Source organism: Citrobacter pasteurii (genome assembly GCF_019047765.1).
Taxonomy (GTDB): Bacteria; Pseudomonadota; Gammaproteobacteria; order Enterobacterales; family Enterobacteriaceae; genus Citrobacter; species Citrobacter pasteurii.
The window spans coordinates 1,639,416-1,659,784 of record NZ_CP077262.1 but is presented as its reverse complement, the minus strand read 5'-3'; the positions used below and the strand labels follow the sequence as shown (position 1 = coordinate 1,659,784).

Annotated in this window: 22 protein-coding genes; 9 read left to right on the top strand and 13 right to left on the bottom strand. The window is 54.3% G+C overall.

Annotation, left to right across the window (positions count from 1 at the left end):
* Positions 1-153 precede the first annotated feature (153 nt).
* Positions 154-1,005, top strand: a complete 852-nt coding sequence (sseA, locus tag I6L54_RS08060; protein WP_040233464.1) for a 3-mercaptopyruvate sulfurtransferase — start codon at positions 154-156, stop codon at positions 1,003-1,005.
* A 338-nt stretch (positions 1,006-1,343) separates the two neighbouring features.
* Positions 1,344-1,472 carry a small toxic inner membrane protein TimP gene (gene timP / locus I6L54_RS24265; protein WP_342446913.1) on the top strand — a complete coding sequence of 43 codons (129 nt, stop codon included), beginning with the start codon at positions 1,344-1,346 and terminating at the stop codon, positions 1,470-1,472.
* Between the two features lie 36 nt (positions 1,473-1,508).
* On the opposite strand, the gene sseB is transcribed toward timP, so the two are convergent.
* The 11 genes from sseB to trmJ all read right to left on the bottom strand — a co-directional run bounded on the left by sseB (position 1,509) and on the right by trmJ (position 10,429).
* Positions 1,509-2,285 carry an enhanced serine sensitivity protein SseB gene (sseB, locus tag I6L54_RS08055; RefSeq protein ID WP_005120414.1) on the bottom strand — a complete coding sequence of 259 codons (777 nt, stop codon included), beginning with the start codon at positions 2,283-2,285 and terminating at the stop codon, positions 1,509-1,511.
* A 111-nt stretch (positions 2,286-2,396) separates the two neighbouring features.
* A complete protein-coding gene (pepB, locus tag I6L54_RS08050; protein ID WP_040233462.1) occupies positions 2,397-3,680 on the bottom strand; it encodes an aminopeptidase PepB in 1,284 nt (427 codons plus the stop codon).
* A gap of 61 nt (positions 3,681-3,741) precedes the next feature.
* Complete coding sequence (iscX, locus tag I6L54_RS08045; RefSeq protein ID WP_003037694.1) at positions 3,742-3,942, bottom strand: Fe-S cluster assembly protein IscX; 201 nt, start codon at positions 3,940-3,942, stop codon at positions 3,742-3,744.
* An 11-nt stretch (positions 3,943-3,953) separates the two neighbouring features.
* Positions 3,954-4,289 (bottom strand): ISC system 2Fe-2S type ferredoxin, encoded by a 336-nt coding sequence (gene fdx / locus I6L54_RS08040; protein ID WP_003037690.1) that lies wholly within the window; start codon positions 4,287-4,289, stop codon positions 3,954-3,956.
* 1 nt (position 4,290) lies between these two features.
* Positions 4,291-6,141 (bottom strand): Fe-S protein assembly chaperone HscA, encoded by a 1,851-nt coding sequence (gene hscA, locus I6L54_RS08035; protein WP_005120411.1) that lies wholly within the window; start codon positions 6,139-6,141, stop codon positions 4,291-4,293.
* Positions 6,142-6,156: 15 nt separating this feature from the next.
* A complete protein-coding gene (hscB, locus tag I6L54_RS08030; protein WP_005120410.1) occupies positions 6,157-6,672 on the bottom strand; it encodes a co-chaperone HscB in 516 nt (171 codons plus the stop codon).
* 75 nt (positions 6,673-6,747) lie between these two features.
* On the bottom strand, positions 6,748-7,071 hold the full coding sequence (gene iscA, locus I6L54_RS08025) for an iron-sulfur cluster assembly protein IscA (RefSeq protein WP_003037681.1): 324 nt from the start codon (positions 7,069-7,071) through the stop codon (positions 6,748-6,750).
* A 20-nt stretch (positions 7,072-7,091) separates the two neighbouring features.
* Entirely contained in the window at positions 7,092-7,478 is a 387-nt protein-coding gene (gene iscU / locus I6L54_RS08020) for a Fe-S cluster assembly scaffold IscU (RefSeq protein ID WP_002913991.1), read from the bottom strand.
* A 25-nt stretch (positions 7,479-7,503) separates the two neighbouring features.
* Positions 7,504-8,718 carry a cysteine desulfurase gene (iscS, locus tag I6L54_RS08015; RefSeq protein ID WP_040233460.1) on the bottom strand — a complete coding sequence of 405 codons (1,215 nt, stop codon included), beginning with the start codon at positions 8,716-8,718 and terminating at the stop codon, positions 7,504-7,506.
* A 242-nt stretch (positions 8,719-8,960) separates the two neighbouring features.
* A complete protein-coding gene (gene iscR, locus I6L54_RS08010; RefSeq protein WP_040233457.1) occupies positions 8,961-9,452 on the bottom strand; it encodes a Fe-S cluster assembly transcriptional regulator IscR in 492 nt (163 codons plus the stop codon).
* 239 nt (positions 9,453-9,691) lie between these two features.
* Positions 9,692-10,429: a tRNA (cytosine(32)/uridine(32)-2'-O)-methyltransferase TrmJ gene (trmJ, locus tag I6L54_RS08005; RefSeq protein ID WP_005120404.1), complete on the bottom strand. Its 738-nt coding sequence runs from the start codon at positions 10,427-10,429 to the stop codon at positions 9,692-9,694.
* Between the two features lie 118 nt (positions 10,430-10,547).
* Here trmJ and suhB point away from each other — a divergent pair, with 118 nt between their 5' ends.
* Complete coding sequence (gene suhB, locus I6L54_RS08000; RefSeq protein WP_003037670.1) at positions 10,548-11,351, top strand: inositol-1-monophosphatase; 804 nt, start codon at positions 10,548-10,550, stop codon at positions 11,349-11,351.
* 104 nt (positions 11,352-11,455) lie between these two features.
* Here the strand turns inward: suhB and I6L54_RS07995 are convergent, their stop codons facing one another.
* Complete coding sequence (locus I6L54_RS07995; protein ID WP_040233456.1) at positions 11,456-12,436, bottom strand: nickel/cobalt transporter; 981 nt, start codon at positions 12,434-12,436, stop codon at positions 11,456-11,458.
* Positions 12,427-13,065 (bottom strand): DUF1007 family protein, encoded by a 639-nt coding sequence (locus I6L54_RS07990; RefSeq protein WP_040233453.1) that lies wholly within the window; start codon positions 13,063-13,065, stop codon positions 12,427-12,429. Before I6L54_RS07990 ends, I6L54_RS07995 begins: the two co-directional genes overlap by 10 nt.
* Before the next feature lie 420 nt (positions 13,066-13,485).
* Here I6L54_RS07990 and I6L54_RS07985 point away from each other — a divergent pair, with 420 nt between their 5' ends.
* The 6 genes from I6L54_RS07985 to I6L54_RS07960 all read left to right on the top strand — a co-directional run bounded on the left by I6L54_RS07985 (position 13,486) and on the right by I6L54_RS07960 (position 20,270).
* Positions 13,486-14,469, top strand: coding sequence for an autoinducer 2 ABC transporter substrate-binding protein (locus tag I6L54_RS07985; RefSeq protein ID WP_032949791.1), 984 nt, complete (start codon positions 13,486-13,488; stop codon positions 14,467-14,469).
* Positions 14,470-14,573: 104 nt separating this feature from the next.
* The gene (locus I6L54_RS07980) at positions 14,574-16,082 is read left to right on the top strand and encodes a sugar ABC transporter ATP-binding protein (protein ID WP_040233452.1); all 1,509 of its coding nucleotides are present in this window, start codon (positions 14,574-14,576) and stop codon (positions 16,080-16,082) included.
* The gene (locus I6L54_RS07975; protein ID WP_040233450.1) at positions 16,075-17,064 is read left to right on the top strand and encodes an ABC transporter permease; all 990 of its coding nucleotides are present in this window, start codon (positions 16,075-16,077) and stop codon (positions 17,062-17,064) included. The genes I6L54_RS07980 and I6L54_RS07975 overlap by 8 nt, the downstream gene beginning before the upstream one ends.
* Position 17,065: 1 nt before the next feature.
* A complete protein-coding gene (locus I6L54_RS07970; protein WP_005130284.1) occupies positions 17,066-18,019 on the top strand; it encodes an ABC transporter permease in 954 nt (317 codons plus the stop codon).
* A gap of 17 nt (positions 18,020-18,036) precedes the next feature.
* Positions 18,037-19,674: an FGGY-family carbohydrate kinase gene (locus I6L54_RS07965; protein WP_005130285.1), complete on the top strand. Its 1,638-nt coding sequence runs from the start codon at positions 18,037-18,039 to the stop codon at positions 19,672-19,674.
* Positions 19,671-20,270 (top strand): KpsF/GutQ family sugar-phosphate isomerase, encoded by a 600-nt coding sequence (locus tag I6L54_RS07960; protein WP_005130287.1) that lies wholly within the window; start codon positions 19,671-19,673, stop codon positions 20,268-20,270. Before I6L54_RS07965 ends, I6L54_RS07960 begins: the two co-directional genes overlap by 4 nt.
* Positions 20,271-20,369 lie beyond the last annotated feature (99 nt).

The window sequence follows — 20,369 nt, the reverse complement described above, 5'->3', positions numbered from 1 at the left end:
TCAGATTTCAACAGGTGGAAGTCAGTAATAGGATGTTGTTGTCTGAATTTTCGTGATTAATGTGGGTCCACCTGACAAATCAGCCTCTTTTACTTGTCGCTTTACGGTAAACAGCCGACAATTCGCCGAAACCTGGTAAAAATGGAGATGCCTATGACCACCGCCTTCTTTGTCGCTGCCGACTGGCTTATCGAACACATTGACGATCCGGAAATACAAATTCTTGATGCCCGGATGGCTCCTCCAGGACAGGAAGATCGCGATGTTGGCGAGGAGTATCGCGCGGGCCATATTCCTGGTGCAGTCTTTTTTGATATTGAAGCGCTTTCCGACCATACCTCGTCATTGCCACACATGATGCCGCGCCCGGAAGCCTTTGCCGTAGCTATGCGCGAGCTGGGGGTTCATCAGGATAAGCATCTGGTTGTCTACGATGATGGCAACCTGTTTTCTGCCCCGCGTGCCTGGTGGATGCTGCGCGCATTTGGCGTGGAAAATGTCTCCATTCTGGCAGGCGGTTTTGCGAGCTGGCAGCGTGATGCGTTACCGTTGCAGAAAGGGAACGTTGATTTGCCCGAAGGCGAGTTTCACGCCGCGTTTACGCCAGAGGCCGTAGTGCGGGTGACCGATGTCCTGCTGGCCAGCCATGAAAAAACCGCACAGATTGTCGATGCGCGACCGGCTGCGCGTTTTAACGCCGAAGTTGACGAGCCGAGGCCAGGCCTGAAGCGTGGTCATGTGCCCGGTGCGCTGAACGTACCGTGGACAGAGTTGGTTCGTGACGGTGAATTAAAAACCACCGATGAGCTGGATGCTATCTTCTTCAGCCACGGCGTGAGTTTTGACCGCCCTATTATCGCCAGTTGCGGCTCCGGCGTAACGGCTGCCGTGGTGGTGCTCGCACTTGCCACGCTGGGCGTTTCCAACGTCGCGTTGTATGACGGCGCATGGAGCGAATGGGGAGCGCGCAACGATTTACCGGTAGAACCCGCCGAGACTAAATAAAATCTGATTTACACCTCTTTTTCGCCCACAAAAAAACCGCTCATTGAGCGGTTTTTTTGTGCCAGTCCGGTTCGCGGCCTTCCCAGCAGGCTGTGTTGCCATAGCAACGCAGGCGCACCTCAGTAGCTAAATATTCCGGTTTAATAGAATAAAAGTCAAGTTAATTAACAGGGAAACTATTCAACATTTAATGTATTATTCTGAGCGGCCCTTTCCGCTGTCTCGCAAACAGGCACTGGCTTTAGGGAAGGTCATTGTATGGCCGTATACGCAGGTGCACCTCAGCGCTTGCTATCACGGCATGATCGCCAGTGGTGCTGTCGTGATGCGGTCTTCGCATGGACCGCGCAATGAAGATACGGTACTTCTGTATCGTGCTTGTTGTATCTGGAACGTTGTGTCTTCACGGGGATCGGAGTTACTCAGGTAATTCTGTACGCGTGACGCTCAGCGCCCAGGGCAAGTAAGCCAGGTAGCCGCCCTATGGGACGGCTTTCCTTTACTCAGATAATCCTGTTCTGTTTGAAATCCCGCAGGAATCCGCCCCAGCGACGCTCGTAGAAAGGCGCGATGTGTTCGGTAATAAAGTGGCTGACCCCTTTCTCACCTTTCACCACCTGGCAGATATCAATAGGTTCATCGCCCGGTAACGTGTCCGTTGCAACACTCCCCGTGGCATGAATAATCTCTTCGATATCGCCATCGGCTTCAATGCCAATCAGCAGGTTGGGTTGGGCATCCGGACTTTCTTTGATCGAGCAGAGAAACGCGCGTTTTACCGGCTTAATGGTTTTAAACAGCGTAGTCAGCGAGTCAATCATCTGCGCCGGAGGTTCAGCGACTTCAGAGAGGATCAACGATTCACCGCCTTCCAGTACTTCCTGGGTGCTGAGCGGATTCCCCTCTTCTCCCATCAGCAGGCTGATTTCACGCGGCATAAATTCTTTGCCGGTCGGCAGTTTCGCGTTGAGAAACAGCGTTTCGCCGAGCGTCATTTCAAACAATGTACGCACCGGCATGACGACAAATGCCTGCTCATCTTCAACCGCCTGCTGCAGGGCTTCCAGGGAGGTAAAGAACGGGATCACGGTGGTGCCGTCTTCCTTTTCCCAGTGCTGAAGGTCGAGGGCGCTGTCTTCAACCACCGCCTCGCCTTCTGCGGCAGTACCCGGCACCCAGACGGTAGACTCCAGTAAAGTACGGAAAAATGCCGGGCGATGCGCAGGCTCTGTCGCCGCTTGCTCCAGCAGGGTTTCTAATTCGTTTTTCGTTTCGGACATAGAGATCACAAATTATGAATATATGAGTTGTAGGCCTGATAAGACGCACCGCGTCGCCATCAGGCACAATGCCGGGTGGCACTTCGCTTACCCGGCCTACAAAAACACCTTTCAGGCAGTCAACAGATTCGCGATAGTACGCACACCTAAACCGGTTGCGCCCGCAGACCACTGCTCAACTGGCGCTTTGCGATAGGTTGCAGAGCAGTCAATATGCAGCCAGCCCTGCTGATAGTTTTCCACGAAATGGGACAGGAAGCCCGCCGCGGTGCTGGCACCCGCCGGATAGGCCGCGCTGCCGGTATTATTCAGCTCGGCAAAGTTAGACGGCAACTGGCTACGGTGGAACTCTGCCAACGGCAGACGCCAGAACGGTTCGTTTTCTTGCGCCGCACTTGCCAGCAGACGGGCAGCCAGTTGATCGTCAAAGCTAAACAGCGCGTGGTAATCGTTGCCCAGCGCCGTTTTTGCCGCGCCGGTCAGCGTGGCGGCATCAATAATCAGTTCCGGTTTCTGCGCGCTGGCGTCGATCAGGCCATCAGCCAGCACCAGACGCCCTTCGGCATCGGTATTCATTACTTCAACCTTTTTACCATTGCGATAGTGAATAATATCGCCGAGCTTAAAGGCGTTGCCGCTGATCAGGTTATCCGCGCAGCACAGATACAGCTTCACGCGCTTGTTCAGACCACGGGTGATGGCGAACGCCAGCGCGCCGGTGACCGTTGCCGCACCGCCCATATCAGACTTCATTGAGTCCATAAATGCGCTTTGCTTGATGCTGTATCCGCCGGAGTCAAAGGTAATTCCCTTGCCAACCAGACAGGCATAAACCGAGGCTTCTTTATCGCCAGTTGGATTGTAATCCAGCGCCAGCAGCACCGGAGGACGTTCGGAGCCACGACCTACGGTATGCAATCCCATGTAGTTCTGCTCGCGCAGATCTTCGCCTTTAGTGATGCGGTAAGAGACGTTATCGCAGGCAACAGAACACAGCAGGTCTACTGCGCGTTGCGCCAGCTGTTCCGGGCCCAGCTCTTCTGCCGGGGCGTTAATGGTATCGCGCACCCAGTCAATAATTTTCAGACGGTTATCCAGCTCTTTGCGCTGTGCCTCATCCAGAGCAGCCCACTCAACTTTGCGGGTGCCTTTTGGTCCTTTGTAGCCCTGCCAGAACGCCCAGCTACGTTCGGTATCCCAGCCTTCACCATCCAGTTGGACATGTTTAATACCCAGACCGTCAATTTTACGCGCAGCGCGCTGGATAAGGCCGAGGTCATCTTTTCCGTTCAGGTGCAGGGTAATGCCATCATTATTAATGCTGTATGTCGCCTTTTCACCCCAGCGGGCATCGGCAGGTTGCGTGGAAAGCGTAATTTTCATGGCTTCTGTCATTGTATTTATCCTTATTTTCGCGCATACAGGAAAACGGGCCACCCGTGGGCAGCCCGTTGACTTATTCGGCTTCGTCCAGCCAGACCAGCAAAATGGCCTCAAGGATTTTTTCGTTCGATGCCTGTGGATCATCATCGAACTCTTCCAGGTCACAGATCCACTGGTGCAGATCGGTGAAACGAACGGTCTTGGGGTCGAGATCGGGGAACGCGTCGTACAACGCCTCGCCGATTTCGCGGCTATCGGTCCACTTCAGTCCCATACTACCCTCTGTTAATGCTCACGCGCATGATTGATTGTGTAACGTGGGATTTCGACCACTAAATCGTCCTCGGTGACGCGCGCCTGACAGCTTAAACGGCTCTCCGGCTCCAGTCCCCAGGCTTTATCCAGCATGTCGTCTTCTTCTTCTGTGCTTTCCGGCAAAGAATCAAAACCTTCACGTACGATGCAGTGGCAGGTTGTGCAGGCACAGGATTTTTCACAGGCGTGTTCAATCTCGATACCGTTACGCAGGGCAACGTCAAGAATGGTTTCGCCGGTCTCAGCTTCCAGAACTGCACCATCGGGACAGAGATCCTGATGAGGCAAAATAACAATCTTTGGCATATTAAACCTCGTCCACGGAATGGCCTTTCAGCGCGCTACGGACGGACTTGTCCATGCGGCGAGCGGCGAACTCCTGGGTTTGTTTGTCTACGTTTTTAATGGCTTGTTCTATCGCGTCAACATCGTCACCCTGTGCAACCTCGCTCAAGTGCGCGGCGGCGGTGTCGATAGCCTGACGTTCTGCGGCGCTTAACAGCGCGGCATCAGCGTTCAGCGCACCGGATAAACTTTCCAGTACGCGTGCCGCTTCGACTTTCTGTTCTGCCAGCATACGGGCTTTAACGTCCTGCTCGGCAAAACTCATCGAATCCTGAATCATGGAGGCGATTTCACTGTCGGTCAGACCGTAGGACGGTTTAACCTGAATTGAGGACTCAACGCCGGTGGATTTTTCCATCGCGGTGACGCTCAGCAGGCCATCGGCGTCCACCTGGAAGGTCACGCGGATGTGTGCGCCGCCAGCTGGCAATGCCGGGATGCCGCGCAGCGCAAAACGCGCCAGTGAACGGCAGTCCTGCACCAGCTCACGCTCGCCTTGCATCACGTGAATGGACATCGCGGTTTGGCCATCTTTAAAGGTGGTAAAATCCTGCGCGCGCGCCACCGGAATCGTGGTGTTACGCGGGATCACTTTCTCCACCAGACCGCCCATCGTTTCAAGGCCGAGCGACAGCGGGATAACGTCCAGCAGCAGCATTTCGCTGTCCGGTTTGTTCCCGACCAGAATATCCGCCTGGATTGCCGCTCCGATAGCCACCACTTTATCCGGGTCGATAGAAGTCAGTGGTGTACGGCCAAAAAATTCACCGACGCGTTCACGCACCAATGGCACGCGCGTTGAACCACCGACCATCACCACTTCCAGCACATCCTGCGGCTCCACGCCCGCATCTTTCAGCGCGCGACGGCAGGCCAGCAGCGTACGCTTGACCAGTGCGGAAATGAGTTCATTAAAGGTTTCACGGGTGATTTCACCCTGCCATCCCGCCACGTTAACCGTCACAGAATCGGCATCGCTGAGCGCGATTTTCGCGGCAATCGCGGCATCCAGCAGTTCGCGCTGTACGCGGTTATCGCTACGATCGGTCACGCCAGCCTGCTGGCGAATATAATCGGCCAGCAGATGGTCAAAATCGTCGCCGCCGAGCGCGGAATCACCGCCGGTCGCCAGCACTTCAAACACGCCGCGGCTCAGGCGCAGAATAGAAATATCAAAAGTACCGCCGCCAAGATCGTAGACCGCAATCACGCCTTCCTGACCGGAGTCCAGACCATAGGCAATCGCAGCTGCGGTCGGTTCGTTCAACAGACGCAATACGTGAAGGCCCGCCAGACGCGCGGCGTCTTTGGTCCCCTGACGCTGTGCATCGTCAAAGTAAGCCGGAACGGTGATTACCACGCCGTCCAGTTCGCCGGACAGTGATTCGGTCGCCCGCGCGGCCAGCGCTTTCAGAATATCCGCGGAGACGCGCACCGGATTAAGCAAACCGGCAGCGGTTTCAATCATCGGCAAGCCGTTTTCGCTTGCCTGGAACGTATATGGCAGATGCGGGTAACGCGCCTGGATATCCGCCAGAGAGCGGCCCATCATGCGTTTTACCGAACTGACGGTGTTTGCCGTATCCAGCGCAGCATTGGCGCGGGCATCGTAACCGACAGAATAACCCTGCTGCTGATAGTGAACCACTGACGGCAACAGGTGGCGACCTTCATGGTCTGCCAACGTTTCGGCCTGGCCGCTGCGTACGGTCGCAACCAGGGAGTTGGTGGTGCCTAAATCGATACCTACCGCCAGACGACGCTGGTGCGGCGCGGCGCTCAGACCAGGCTCACTAATTTGTAATAAGGCCATTTTCGCTTCCGGAAATTAAAAATCGAGCAGTTTTTCTTCGAGTTGTTCTGCACTGCTTCGCAGTTTATCGAGAAAACGCAGCTTACGCACGGTATCTGCCGCTGCGTCCCACGTCTCGCTATCCAGCTGTTCCACCATCAGTTGATGACGAACGTTATACATTTCGCTGACGCGTTGCATAAACGTATCCAGACGTTGACTGTCCTTCGCCTGTTCAATTTCGTCCAGCTCTTCACGCAGTTCCAGTTGTTCCATCAGGAACGCGGTATCGCGCACCGTGTGCTGCTCGCTACGGATATCAAAACCGTGTAAAGACAATAAGTATTCGGCGCGCATCAAAGGATGACGCAGCGTTTGCCAGGCCTGGTTGATCGTGGCGGACTGCGAAACCGCAGCAAGTTGTTCCGCCTGAGAGCCGCTGGCAAATTTATCAGGATGATACTGACGTTGTAGATCCTGAAAACGGAGGCTCAGCGCCTGAGTATCGAGCTGATAACGGGCCGGTAAGCCAAAGAGGGTGAAGTAGTCCATAACATTCTCAGGGTAGCCTGTTAGAACAAACCCCACACGTAGCAAAGCCACGGTGGGGTTTTCGGGTGACGCGCGTTACACGTGGAAGCTTTCGCCGCATCCACATTCGTCTTTCACGTTCGGGTTAGTGAACTTAAACCCTTCGTTCAGACCTTCTTTGACGAAGTCTAACTGCGTACCGTCGAGGAATTGCAGGCTCTTACCGTCGACCACAACTTTAACGCCTTTGTCTTCAAACACGGTATCTTCAGCCGCCGGCTCGTCAACAAATTCCAGTACATAGGCCATACCTGAGCAGCCGGAGGTTCTCACGCCCAGACGCAGACCAAACCCTTTACCGCGGTTTGCCAGGAAGGTATTTACACGCGCTGCTGCACTGTCGCTTAAGGTAATCGACATAATAAAACCTCAACTCTTAATTATTTTGCTTCACGTTTGCTTTTGTAATCCGCAATCGCGGCTTTAATCGCGTCTTCAGCCAGAATAGAGCAGTGAATTTTCACCGGTGGCAGTTCAAGCTCGTCGGCGATATCGGTGTTTTTAATCGCCTGTGCTTCGTCCAGAGATTTCCCTTTTACCCATTCGGTAACCAGAGAGCTGGAAGCAATAGCGGAACCGCAGCCGTAAGTCTTGAAACGCGCGTCTTCAATGATACCTTCATTGTTGACTTTAATCTGCAACTTCATCACGTCGCCACAGGCTGGTGCACCCACCATGCCGCTGCCCACGTTCTCGTCGCTGTTGTCAAAAGAACCCACGTTACGTGGATTCTCATAATGATCGATTACTTTTTCGCTGTAAGCCATGCTGAATTCTCCTTATCGGTACCGATTAGTGATGTGACCATTCAATGCTGTTCAGATCCACGCCCTGTTTGTACATTTCCCACAGCGGAGAAAGGTCACGCAGGCGGCCGATGGAGTTGCGAACCAGATTAATGGCGTAGTCAATCTCTTCTTCGGTAGTGAAACGACCTAAAGAGAAACGAATTGAGCTGTGTGCCAGCTCGTCGGTCATCCCCAGCGCGCGCAGCACGTAGGATGGCTCCAGGCTTGCAGAAGTACATGCAGAACCGGAGGATACAGCCAGATCTTTCAGCGCCATAATCAGCGATTCGCCTTCAACATAGTTGAAGCTAACGTTGAGAATGTTCGGTGCGCCCTGCTCGAGATCGCCGTTAAGATACACTTCTTCCATATCTTTCACGCCGTCCCACAGACGGTTACGCAGACTGCGCAGGCGCGCCATCTCGGTTTCCATCTCTTCTTTGGCGATGCGATATGCTTCACCCATCCCAACGATCTGGTGCACAGGCAGCGTACCGGAACGCATGCCGCGCTCGTGACCGCCGCCGTGCATCTGGGCTTCAATACGAATACGCGGTTTACGACGCACGTACAGCGCACCGATGCCTTTCGGGCCATAGATTTTGTGACCGGAGAAGGACATCAGGTCAACTTTCAGTTGGCTCAGATCGATAGGCAGTTTGCCCACGCTCTGGGTCGCATCAACGTGATAGATGATGCCGCGCGCACGGCACATTTCGCCGATAGTCGCGATATCCTGCACCACGCCGATTTCGTTATTCACGTGCATGATGGAGACGAGGATGGTGTCGTCACGCATTGCCGCTTCAAGTTCTTTCAGGTCGATAATGCCGTTACGCTGCGGGGCGAGGTAGGTAACCTCAAACCCTTCGCGCTCCAGCTGACGACAGGTGTCCAGCACGGCTTTGTGTTCGGTTTTGCTGGTGATGATGTGCTTGCCTTTTTTCTGATAAAAGTTGGCTGCACCTTTAATCGCCAGGTTATCGGATTCAGTCGCACCGGAGGTAAAGACGATTTCACGCGGGTCGGCACCCACAAGATCGGCAATCTGGTTACGGGCGATATCTACCGCCTCTTCAGCATGCCAGCCGAAACGGTGTGAACGAGACGCTGGGTTACCAAAGTTTCCGTCCAGGGTCAGACACTGCATCATTTTCTCGGCAACACGCGGGTCCACCGGCGTGGTTGCGGAGTAGTCGAGATAGATCGGTAATTTCATTGCTCTATAAACTCCGTACATCGCTTCAATGCAAGGAATCAGGCAACCGGCTGGATGTACGACCGAGTTAACGGGGCGTCTAACACCCCGGCCTGATTCTAATATCTTATTATCTTTGCCCTAAATAGTTCGTGTTGCAGCAAGGCGGCAAACTTGAGAGTGCCCAGGAGCTTACATCAAGTAAGTGACTGGGGCGAGCAAGTGTGGCCAACGCAGTTGCGGCACGAAATATAACGGGCAAATTATGCGCGTAACTTAACGTCGATCGCGTCTTGTGCACGATTAGTGCGTGGAGCGTCATGCGTGTGCTGGCGACCAGACACATCCAGGACTTCCTGATTATTCACCAGTTCACCCAACGTAATGTTGTTGAGGAAACCGGTCAGACGATCGCTCAGATCGCGCCAAAGCGCGTGGGTCAGGCATTTATCGCCGCCCTGACAACCGCCTTTGCCCTGGCAACGGGTCGCATCTACAGACTCGTCCACAGCGCTGATGACTTCACCTACTGCGATGCTGCTGGCATCTTTACCCAGCAGATACCCGCCGCCCGGTCCACGTACGCTGGAAACCAGACCGTTTTTACGCAAACGGGAAAATAGCTGCTCCAGATATGACAGGGAAATGCCCTGACGTTCAGAAATATCAGCCAACGGTACCGGGCCCGTTTCGGAGTTGAGCGCAACGTCCAACATTGCGGTCACGGCATAACGCCCTTTTGATGTCAGTCTCATGTCTTACTTAGCCTCAAACTCGCCCCTGCCCGGGGTTTTTTATTGTAAAATGGGGGTATTGCATAGCAGGGGCAAGTCTGACATTCCCGACTAAATCAGTCAACTATTTACTTGACTAATTTAGTCAGGTATTTGACGTTCCGTGCGGTATTCGTTTGCCGGATGCGCTTCGCTTATCCGGCCTACAGGCCGCACGATTCGTAGGCCGGATAAGCGAAGCGCATCCGGCATTAGTACAGTTACTTGCTTTTATTCTGTTGCTCAATTGAAGCTAAAATTCCGCGCAAAATGTTCAGCTCCTGGCTCTCAGGACGCGCACGCGTAAACAGACGGCGCAGCTTGTTCATCACCTGTCCCGGATGCCCTTCACGGATAAAACCGGTCGACAGCAGCGTTTGTTCCAGATGACCGTAAAAACGCTCTAAATCATCGACCAGCGGGTACTCAGCTTCTTCGTATTCGTATTCTGCGGTCTTCTCGCTTTCCTGCGTTGCCAGCCAGGCCATGCGCACTTCATAAGAGATGACCTGCACCGCCATCGCCAGGTTCAGCGAACTGTATTCCGGGTTCGCAGCAATAGCGACGTGGTAATGGCACTTCTGCAGTTCTTCATTCGTCAGGCCAACGCGTTCACGACCAAACACCAGCGCTACGGGCGAATTCGTCGCTTCAGAGACGCTTTTTAAACCACATTCACGCGGATCCAGCATCGGCCACGGCAGCGTACGGGAGCGCGCGCTGGTGCCTACCACCAGGCTGCAACCTGCCAGCGCTTCATCAAGAGTATCGACGATCTGCGCGCTGCCGATTACATCACTGGCACCTGCCGCCAGAGCGATGGCCTGAGAGTCCGGTTTAACCAGAGGATTTACCAGCCACAGATTGGTTAAACCCATGGTTTTCATTGCGCGGGCTACAGAGCCCATGTTGCCAGTGTGAGAGGTTTCCACCAGCACGATTCGAATATTTTGCAGCATTGTATTTCTTCGGCTAAAGATTATTCGGGCATATTATCATAAAACGAAGACATATTCCGAACTCGCTGCTATACTCTGCGCCGTTTTCCCGTTCTTTAACATCCAGTGAGAGAGACCGATGCATCCGATGCTGACCATCGCCGTGCGCGCAGCGCGCAAGGCGGGTAATGTAATTGCCAAACACTACGAAACCCCAGACTCTGTAGAAACCAGCCAGAAAGGCAGCAATGATTTCGTGACTAACGTCGATAAAGCCGCCGAAGCGATTATTATCGAAACTATTCGCAAATCTTACCCACAGCACACCATCATCACCGAAGAAAGCGGTGAGCACGCAGGTGAAGATCAGGATGTTCAATGGGTTATCGATCCACTGGATGGCACTACCAACTTCGTAAAACGTCTGCCGCACTTCGCGGTATCTATCGCAGTACGCATTAAAGGCCGTACTGAAGTCGCCGTTGTTTACGATCCGATGCGTAACGAACTATTCACCGCAACCCGCGGCCAGGGCGCACAGCTGAACGGCTATCGTCTGCGTGGCAGCACCGCCCGCGATCTGGACGGCACCATCATCGCCACCGGTTTCCCGTTCAAAGCGAAGCAGCACGCCGCTTCTTACATGAAAATTCTTGGCAAAATGTTTACCGAGTGCGCTGACTTCCGCCGCACAGGTTCTGCTGCGCTGGATCTGGCTTACGTTGCCGCGGCGCGCGTTGACGGTTACTTCGAAATTGGTCTGAAACCTTGGGATTTCGCCGCAGGCGAGCTGATTGCGCGTGAAGCTGGCGCACTGGTTTGCGACTTCACCGGTGGTCATAACTACCTGGCGACTGGCAACATCGTTGCAGGTAACCCGCGCGTTGTTAAAGCCATGTTGGCTAACATGCGTGACGAACTGAGCGATGCGCTGAAGCGTTAATCGTTTGATGCCGGATGGCGGCTTGCGCCTTATCCGGCCTACCTGGGGAGTTCCCCGTAGGCCTGATCAGCGAAGCGCCATCAGGCATTCATCCGACAACAGTGCTAAAACGGTCTTATCCCTCGCCCTACCGGCACCGCGCTCATCCACATCACTACCGCAGCAGCAATCAGCACCGCCCCACCGGCTAATGCCAGCGTGGTCCATCCGATTTGCCGCCACAGCACCGGCGCTTTATGTCCGCTAATTCTCACCGCCAGCGAGCGAAAACTGTGTACCAGCAGAGCCAGTGACGTAATCGTCAAAGAGGTTCCTGCCGCCATCGCCATCGCCGACGCCATGCCCCAGCTAAAAACGCCAACCACTTTACTGAACAGCAGCACCATAATTGCGCCAGAGCAGGGACGCATGCCCATGGAGAGAATAATCATCAGCCGGGCGCGCCAGTCATCGCCGCTTTGCAGTTGTTCCGGGTTGGGCAAGTGCTGATGCCCGCAGCCGCAGCCTTCGTGATGTACATGGTGCGGCGTAAAGGCGGTGAATTTCGGGCGCATCAGCAGCTGGCGCAATTTCTTTAGCGCACGGACACACAATAAAACGCCCAACACGCCAACCAGCGCATAACTTCCTTTCTCCAGCCAGAAACTGCTCATATGCAGTTGTCGGGCAGGCAGTTGCAAGATGGTGAGTACCACAACCACCAGCCCTATTGCCACCAGCCCCTGCAATAGGGAAGACGCCAGCGTCAGCCCGATGCTCGACTTGAGCTTCGACGGATGCGTCGCAAGCCAGGTCGTGATGACGATTTTGCCGTGCCCCGGCCCCAATGCGTGCAATACCCCATAAATAAAGCTAAACAGCAGCAGAGATCCGCCCGCACGAGTGGGATTCGCGGCAACCGCTTTCAGCAACCCGCTCATCTGCTGGTTAACGTCACGCTGCCAGACGACACTTTGCATCATCACCTGCGGCCAGGCCTGCCATAGCCACAGCACCCCGCCTGTCGCCAGCAGCAAAAAGACCGCCAGCGGCCATAGCGTGAGCCAACGGCGTCTGGCTGCGCGTTGTTGATAAACTACTGACATTGCAGCGTCACCGTCTGTGCAAACTGTTTACCCAACTCCATATCCTCCGGCGGTGCGTCTTCTTTATCCAGCGACTGCGCAAAACTCAACATGTGTTCATTCGGCGTCGGCGTATGCATTGAAATATGGCATTGCTGGCTTATGGCCTGTGAAAGCCAGGCATCGCTGTCTTTGTCATAGCTCATATCAACGTAGTAGGTCGGGTCGAAGGTTGAAATAGTATATTTTTGACCGCTCAGCGGCTGAGCTTCGGCCAGCGGCAGAACGAACGTCAGCACTGCCTGGTGTTCCTCACGCTCCATGCCATATTCCGTCGGTCTGTTTTTAAACTTTACCTTTTTCCCTTCGTGCCACACTTCGGTGAAATAGTGCTGCCCGAGAACGTTGGCCATCACTTCCGCCGCCAGTTTTTTCCAAACTTCATCGCCAGGTTTAGCATTCCCCGCGTCGTAAAGCAGATCCGCCGACGTGATTTCATCCATCGTCCAGCGCATTTTTAGCGCGACGAACCGATCATTCTCGCTCACGACTTCGGTTTTCAGATGAATAAAGCTGTGGGGATGCGCACCTGCGCCAAAGGACAGAACAGCGAGAAACCACGTCATAATGATACGTTTAACGCCTTGCATGAGTTCTCCACGATAAAAATCAACACCGCCACAAATAATGATGCCGTATTTGGCGCAAGTATGCCGAGGATACCATTGAACGAAAAAATGTTGAGCACCGTTTTCCGGTATCGATTCAGTTCTCAATTTAGACAATTTATTGTTCATCAATGCCAGAGCAAATCCCTTTTTATCGCCAGAACTTAAGTCAAATGAAAATAAAATGTTAAATATTAGTTTCATTTTAATGGTTTTTTAACTTTTAATTCATTCAACTTATTATAAATCTGCTCAAGTTTAACCATTATTTAACCATTTATTTCCTATAAATTAACATTAACGGGCATAGATCACATTCATCAAACTTGTGATTCATTCCCTCTTCCATTCGTTGTTAACTTCACGCCGTGACATGTCCTGCCCCCTACGAAAGGTACAACTATGAAATTCAAACTCGCATTACTCAGTGCAACCCTGGTTTCTGCATGCATGTTGTCCGGCACGTCCTTTGCGGCGGAAAAATATGAAATTGCTGTGGTTGCCAAAGTCACCGGTATTCCGTGGTTTAACCGCATGGAAACCGGTGTTAACGAAGCAGCAAAAAAACTGGATGTGAACGCTTACCAGACCGGTCCGTCTACGCCGGATCCGGCACAGCAGGTCAAAGTCATTGAGGATCTGATCGCCAAAAACGTCAACGCGATCATCGTGGTACCAAACGATGCCAAGGTTCTTGAGCCAGTACTGAAAAAGGCGCGCGAGAAAGGCATTGTGGTTCTGACGCACGAATCCCCGGACGAGCAAATCGGTCAGTGGGATATCGAAACCATCGACAGTGAAAAATACGCACAGGCCAACGTTGATGAGCTGGCAAAAAACATGGGCGGCAAAGGGGGTTATGCCATCTATGTCGGTTCGCTGACGGTGCCACTGCATAACGCGTGGGCGGATTATGCAATCAAGTACCAGAAAGAAAAATATCCGGAAATGTTCGAGGTCACTTCACGTCTGCCGGTTGCGGAAAGCATCGATAAATCCTACGCCACGACGCTGGATCTGATGAAAACCTATCCGCAGATGAAGGGGATTATCGGTTTCGGCTCGCTGGGTCCAATCGGTGCGGGTCAGGCTGTACAGAAAAAACGCGCCAAAGATAAAATTGCCGTTGTCGGGATCGCCATGCCAGCACAAGCTGCGCCTTACCTGATGCGCGGTGATATCAAAAAAGCGCTGCTGTGGGATCCAAAAGATGCGGGCTATGCGCTGGTAACGGTTGCCGATCAGCTGTTGCAGGGCAAAGAAGTCAATGCCGATCTGAGTATCGACGGTTTAGGGAAAGCCGATATCGACACGGAGAAGAAAGTGATCCGCTTTAACAAGATCCTCGAAGTCACCAAAGACAACGCACAGTCACTCGGTTTCTAAGGCTTTTGCCAACACCAGGGAAACCATAACGCCGACCGTCTGGTCGGCGCTATCCACCAAACTAACACTCAGCGTCCGTCAGGACGCTCGCAGGGGTATTGTCCATGACAGACACCACCGCATTTATCACTCTTGAGAATATCAGCAAACAATTCCCGGGCGTGCTGGCGCTGGATAACGTGAATCTGACGCTGAGAAAAGGCGAAGTTCACTGTCTGGCGGGTCAAAACGGCTGTGGTAAAAGCACCATTATTAAAGTGATCTCCGGGGTATATCACCCGGAAAAAGGCGCGCAGATTTTACTCGATGGCAAACTGTTCCATCACCTGACGCCGCAGCTTTCGTCCCACTACGGCATTCAGGTTATCTACCAGGACCTGTCGCTGTTTCCTAACTTTAGCGTCGCAGAAAATATTGCGGTTAACCGCTACCTTCCCGGCGGCGATATCTGGGTGCGTCGCGGTTCCATGAAACAGCAGGCGCTGGCCGCCATGAAGCGTATTGGTGTGAACATCGATCCCGATAAAAAAGTTGAAAAACTCTCGATTGCCGACCGACAGCTGGTCGCTATTTGTCGGGCGATTGCCGCCGACGCGCGCCTGGTCATTATGGATGAACCCACCGCCTCGCTGACCCGTCAGGAGGTCAATGGCCTGCTGAAGGTGGTTAACGAACTGAAAGCGGCCGGCATTTGCGTAGTGTTTGTCAGCCATCGTCTGGATGAAGTAATGGAAGTGGCAGACCGTATCAGCGTGATGCGCGACGGCAAACTGGTGGGCACATATCCTGCCAGCGAACTGGACAGTCACGAGCTGGCTTTCCTGATGACCGGACAACGCTTCCACTACAGCCCGCTGCCGGAGAAATCATTCGACGATCGAGAGCCCCTGCTGGAACTGCGCAACCTCAGCCGCAGAGGCAAATACCAGAACATTAATCTGTCGCTGCATGGCGGCGAGATTGTCTCGATTGTCGGCCTGCTGGGCGCCGGGCGCACCGAGCTTTGCCTGAGCCTGTTCGGCATGACCCACCCGGAAAGCGGCGAGATGCGTATTAACGGTCAGCCGGTCACGCTGCGTAATAACCACGACGCCATTAAGCACGGGATCGGCTACGTCTCAGAAGATCGCCTGACGCAGGGGCTGATCATGGAGCAATCGATCTACGACAACACCATCGTCACGGTCTTTGATCAACTGCATACCGGCAGCGGCCTGCTCAATCATCATAAAGCGCAAAAGCTGGTCGCCGATTTAATCCGCGAGCTCAATATCAAGGTGTCCGATCCTCATCTCCCGGTCAAAACGCTTTCCGGCGGGAATGCCCAGCGTATCGCCATTGCCAAATGGGTGGCGACGAATCCCCGCATTCTGATCCTCGACTCGCCTACCGTAGGCGTGGATATCGCCAACAAAGAGGGTATTTACCAGATCGCCCGCGATCTGGCGGAACAGGGGATGGCGGTGCTGATGATTTGCGATGAAATTCCGGAAGCGTATTACAACAGCCACCGCGTGCTGGTGATGCGTCGCGGCAGGCTGGTGGCGGAATTTAATCCTCATCACTGCCGTGAAGAGGAGATTGCTGAAGTGGTCGAGGTAATCAATGAATAAGATGCTTCTGTCCCGTTTAATCGGGCAACATGAATTCTGGCTGGGCCTGCTGGTCGTGGCGCTGGCGGTTGGGCTAAGTGTCAGCACCGATGAGTTCCTCTCGCTCGGCAATCTGACAGATGTGGCCACCAGCTACGCGATTCTCGGCATTCTCGCCTGCGGGTTGTTTGTGGTGCTGATTTCCGGTGGGATCGATATCTCATTTCCGGCGATGACCGCGATTGCCCAGTATGCGATGGCCAGTTGGGTGATCGGCCACGGCGGCAACTTCGCTCTGGCGTTAACCATTGCGATTGCGGTGGGCCTGCTGCTTGGACTGATTAATGGCTTCCTGGTCTACTGGCTGCGCGTTCCGGCAATCATCATTACCATCGCCACGCTGAACGTCTACTACGGCCTTCTGGTTTACGCCACCAAAGGCACCTGGCTGTACGGTTTCCCTGACTGGTTTATGAACGGCATTAACTGGTTCTCCTTCACCGCGGCAGATGGCTACGACTACGGCCTCACTCTGCCCCTGCTGTGCCTGGCGGCGGTGATCATCTTTACCGCTGTGCTGATGAACTATACCCGTCTTGGCCGACAGGTTTACGCTATGGGCGGTAACCGCGACGCGGCCTCGCGTCTGGGGTTAAATCTGCTGAAACTGCATTTCTACGTGTATGGCTATATGGGCATTCTGGCAGGTGTTGCCGCCGTGGTGCAGGCGCAAATCACTCAGTCAGTTGCGCCCAATTCGCTGCTCGGCTTTGAGCTGACGGTGCTGGCGGCGGTCGTACTCGGCGGAACCAGCATGAGCGGTGGGCGCGGAACGTTGACCGGAACCCTGCTCGGCGTTGTCCTGCTGGCCTTCTTACAAAATGGTCTGACGCTACTCAGCGTCTCCTCTTACTGGCACACCGTATTCAGCGGCGCCATTATCCTGGTCAGCATCAGTGCCACGGCCTGGAACGAAAAACGCAAACTGGCAAGGGAGCTTTGAGATGAAAACAATCGCCAGATTTTTACCCGGTGATGCCATCATTCGTCTGCAATGCGTCATTATTGTGGTCGTCGCCCTGGTTTTCTCAGCCCTGCTCGGCAGCCGTTTTTTCAGCGTCGCTAACTTCCAGTCGATAGGCTCACAGTTACCGATCCTCGGCATGCTGGCCCTCGGAATGGGTATGACCATGCTGACCGGCGGCATTAACCTGTCAATTATTGCCGGGGCGAACGCCTGCTCGCTGGTGATGGCGGCGATTATCGTCACCCATCCGGATAACCCGCTGTTTCTGGCGCTGGCGCTGCTGGCGGGCGCTGCCGTGGCGGTGGCTATCGGTACGCTCAACGGCGCGCTGATTGCCTGGGTCGGCGTCTCACCGATTCTCGCCACCCTCGGCACGATGACGCTTATCTCCGGGCTGAATATTCTGCTTTCCAACGGGACAGTGATTTCGGGTTTCCCGACCGCAATTCAGTACCTTGGCAACGCCACGATTGCGGGTATTCCGGTGGCGCTGTTGCTCTTTTTCCTGGTGGCAATCCTGCTGTGGGTACTGCTGGAGCACACCACACTGGGGCGCAGCCTGTATCTCGTCGGCTCCAATGAACAGGCTACCCGCTACAGTGGTGTGAATACCGTACGGGTGCAAATTTCCGTGTACGTGATTTCAGCCCTGCTCGGCTGGGTCGCCGCCATTCTGATGATGGCGAAATTCAACTCGGCAAAAGCCGGATACGGCGAGTCCTACCTGCTGGTCACCATCCTTGCTTCCGTACTCGGCGGCATCAATCCGGATGGCGGCTTCGGACGCATTATCGGCCTGGTACTGGCGCTGATTGTGCTGCAAATGCTGGAAAGCGGCCTTAACTTGCTGGGGGTCAGCAGCTATCTGACGATGGCGCTGTGGGGCGCGGTGCTGATCCTCTTTATCGCATTACAGAATCGTAAAGCCTGATTTCAGGAGAAAAAATTATGGCAAGTTACTTTATTGGTGTGGATGTCGGAACCGGAAGCGCCCGTGCTGGCGTGTTTGATCTCAACGGCAGAATGGTCGGACAGGCCAGTCGGGCCATCGAGATTTACCGTCCGCAGGCCGATTTTGTTGAGCAGTCTTCCGATAACATCTGGCAGGCGGTGTGTAACGCGGTTCGCGATGCGATTAACCAGTCGGATATCAACCCTATCCAGGTGAAAGGTCTGGGTTTTGACGCCACCTGTTCACTGGTGGTGCTGGATAAAGAAGGTAAACCGCTGACCATCAGTTCGTCCGGGCGCAGCGAACAGAACATCATTGTGTGGATGGATCACCGCGCCATTACCCAGGCCGAACGCATCAACGCCCTGCACCACCGGGTGCTGGACTACGTTGGCGGCATTATCTCACCGGAAATGCAAACGCCAAAGCTGCTGTGGCTGAAGCAACATATGCCTAACACCTGGGCCAATGCCGGTTATTACTTTGACCTGCCCGATTTCCTGACCTGGCGCGCAACGGGCGATGACACGCGCTCATTGTGCTCGACGGTGTGTAAATGGACTTATATGGGCCATGAAGACAAGTGGGATGCCAGCTATTTCCGCCAGATTGGGCTGGAAGATCTGCTGGAACACGATGCTGCCAAAATTGGCCGTTACGTGAAAACCATGGGCGAACCGCTTGGTCATGGTCTTTCTGCGCGCGCCGCCAGCGAAATGGGGCTGATTCCGGGAACCGCTGTCAGCGTCTCTATCATCGATGCCCATGCCGGTACGCTCGGCACGCTTGGCGCCTGCGGTGTCTCCGGCGAGGTGGCTGATTTCGATCGCCGCGTCGCACTAATTGGCGGCACCTCCACCGGTCATATGGCGATTTCCAAAGAGCCGCGCTTTATCGGCGGCGTCTGGGGGCCTTACTACTCCGCCGTGCTGCCGGAGTACTGGCTCAACGAAGGTGGGCAGTCGGCAACCGGGGCGTTAATCGACCACGTTATTCAGTCCCATCCATGTTACGAAACCTTGTTGACCCAGGCGAAATCTCAAGGGCAGACCATTTATGAAGTGCTGAATGCGCTGCTGCGTAAAATGGCCGGAGAGCCGGAAGATATCGCCTTTCTGACCCGCGATATGCACATCCTGCCCTATTTCCACGGCAACCGCTCGCCGCGCGCCAACCCAACGCTCACAGGCGCTATCACTGGACTGAAGCTGTCGCGCACGCCGGAAGATATGGCGTTACAGTACCTCGCGACCATTCAGGCCATTGCGCTGGGAACCCGTCATATCATTGAAACGATGAATCAAAGCGGCTACACCATCGATACCATTATGGCCAGCGGCGGCGGGACGAAAAACCCGATCTTCGTTCAGGAGCATGCCAACGCCACCGGCTGTGCGATGCTGCTGCCTGAAGAGAGCGAAGCCATGCTGCTGGGCGGCGCCATGATGGGAACTATCGCCGCGGGCGTGTTCGATACCTTCCCGGAAGCAATGTCAGCGATGAGCCGGATTGGTAAAACGGTTACCCCGCAGACTAATCGCATTAAGCAGTACTACGATCGCAAATATCGGGTGTTCCACGAGATGTATCAGGACCATATGAAATACCGCCAGTTGATGCAGGAGGACGCATGAGTGATTCATGGTCTCAGGCCAGCGGCGTATTCCAGCTCTATAGCGATGCCCTTGCTGGTCTGGGGCAGCATCTCACCGAACCTGTCTGGCAGTTGCTGATGGCGGAGCTGCGCGGTTGTCAGGGCAAAATCGTCGTCACCGGCGTCGGTACCTCTGGCATTGCAGCGCGTAAAGTCGCGCATATGCTTGCCTGCGTGGAACGTCCGGCGATTTACCTCAACGCGACTGACGCAGCACATGGCGATTTGGGCTTCTTACGCGCTAACGATCTGGTGATTATGCTGTCGCGCGGGGGCAATTCAGACGAACTCACCCGGCTGCTGCCAGGGCTGACAGCGAGAAATGTGCCAATCCTGAGCGTGACTGAAAACGCGGATTCGGCCATCGCGAAAGCGTCGAGGCTGGTGATTTCCACCGGCGTACAGCGAGAGGCTGACCCGCTGAACATGTTGGCTACCACCTCGATTTTACTGGTGCTGGCTATCTTTGACGCCGCCTGCGCCTGTCTGATGAGCGAGAGCGGCTACTCAAAGGAGACGCTGTTGTCTGTGCATCCGGGCGGCGATGTGGGATTAACGCTGAGTCGTGAGCAGTAACGCCATCCGGCGTATTGTTACGTTCACCTTATGTTTTTCACTTCTCTGAAACGATACTGCCTGTGAACGTGTTAAGGGTACTATCGCCGTACCCTTAAC